Source organism: Ruminococcus sp. AF17-12, assembly GCF_003479245.1.
In the GTDB taxonomy this organism is placed as follows: Bacteria; Bacillota; Clostridia; order Lachnospirales; family Lachnospiraceae; genus Blautia_A; species Blautia_A fusiformis.
In genome coordinates this window covers 76,342-77,882 of record NZ_QUGY01000017.1, presented here as the reverse complement: position 1 = coordinate 77,882, position 1,541 = coordinate 76,342, and the positions used below count along the sequence as shown (strand labels likewise).

Below are 1,541 nucleotides of genomic sequence, written 5' to 3'. Positions count from 1 at the left end.
GAGAATCAAGAGACCGCATCACCTACGCTAGGGTGATGAAGCGAAAGGTCAAGCAATAAGGGCACAGGGCGGATGCCTTGGCACTAAGAGCCGATGAAAGACGTGATAAGCTGCGAAAAGCTTCGGGGAGGAGCAAATATCCCGTGATCCGGAGATGTCTGAATGGGGAAACCCGCATGAGCAGACCTCATGCATCCATACGCCAATCCATAACGTATGGAAGGGAACCCGGGGAACTGAAACATCTAAGTACCCGGAGGAAAAGAAAGAAACATCGATTCCGTAAGTAGCGGCGAGCGAACGCGGAGGAGCCTAAACCGGTGTGCGTGCATGCCGGGGTCATGGACTGCATTTAAGATTCAGCGAAGTTAACAGAACGGTTTTGGGAAAGCCGGCCGGAGAGGGTGAAAGCCCCGTACGTGAAAGCAGAGCTGACTGAGCAGGATCCGGAGTACCACGAGACACGAGGAACCTTGTGGGAAGTAAGGGGGACCACCCCCTAAGGCTAAATACTACTTAGTGACCGATAGCGCATAGTACTGTGAAGGAAAGGTGAAAAGGACCCCGGGAGGGGAGTGAAAGAGAACCTGAAACCCTGTGTCTACAAGCTGTGGAAGTACTTTATATGTACGACCGCGTACTTTTTGTAGAACGGTCCGGCGAGTTACGCTTACTGGCAAGGTTAAGCACTTCAGGTGTGGAGCCGTAGGGAAACCAAGTCTTAATAGGGCCAGAGTCAGTAGGAGTAGACCCGAAACCGGGTGATCTATCCATGTCCAGGTTGAAGCTGCCGTAAGAGGTAGTGGAGGACCGAACCCACATCCGTTGAAAAGGGTGGGGATGAGGTGTGGATAGGGGAGAAATTCCAATCGAACCCGGAGATAGCTGGTTCTCCTCGAAATAGCTTTAGGGCTAGCCTCGGTGTGAGTCTTGCGGAGGTAGAGCACTGAATTTCCTAGGGGGCGTCAAAGCCTACCGAAGAATATCAAACTCCGAATGCCGTGTAGATATCACCGGGAGTCAGACTGCACGAGATAAGTTGGGCGGTCAAAAGGGAAAGAGCCCAGACCTACAGTTAAGGTCCCAAAGTGCGCGTTAAGTGGAAAAGGATGTGGGATTTCGAAGACAACCAGGATGTTGGCTCAGAAGCAGCCATACATTCAAAGAGTGCGTAATAGCTCACTGGTCGAGAGGTCCTGCGCCGAAAATGTCCGGGGCTGAAACGCGCCACCGAAACTAAGGAATCTGAAAAGATTGGTAGAGGAGCATTGCATGCGGGAAGAAGCAGTACCGGAAGGAGCTGTGGACTGCATGGAAGAGAGAATGCCGGAATGAGTAGCGAGATAGAGGTGGGAATCCTCTAGGCCGAATATCCAAGGTTTCCAGGGTAAAGCTGATCTGCCCTGGGTGAGTCGGGACCTAAGGTGAGGGCGGGAGCCGTAGCCGATGGACAACAGGTTGATATTCCTGTACTGCAGTATAACAGAACTGTGGGGACACGTAAGGAGAGCGGGAGCCGGGAATGGAAAGCCCGGTACAAG

1 rRNA gene (running past one end of the window) is annotated in these 1,541 nt (G+C 52.5%); it reads left to right on the top strand.

From position 1 onward, the window contains the following. The first annotated feature begins 46 nt into the window (after positions 1-46). Positions 47-1,541: ribosomal RNA gene (locus DWW77_RS15780) — 23S ribosomal RNA — on the top strand; it runs 1,731 nt beyond the window's last position.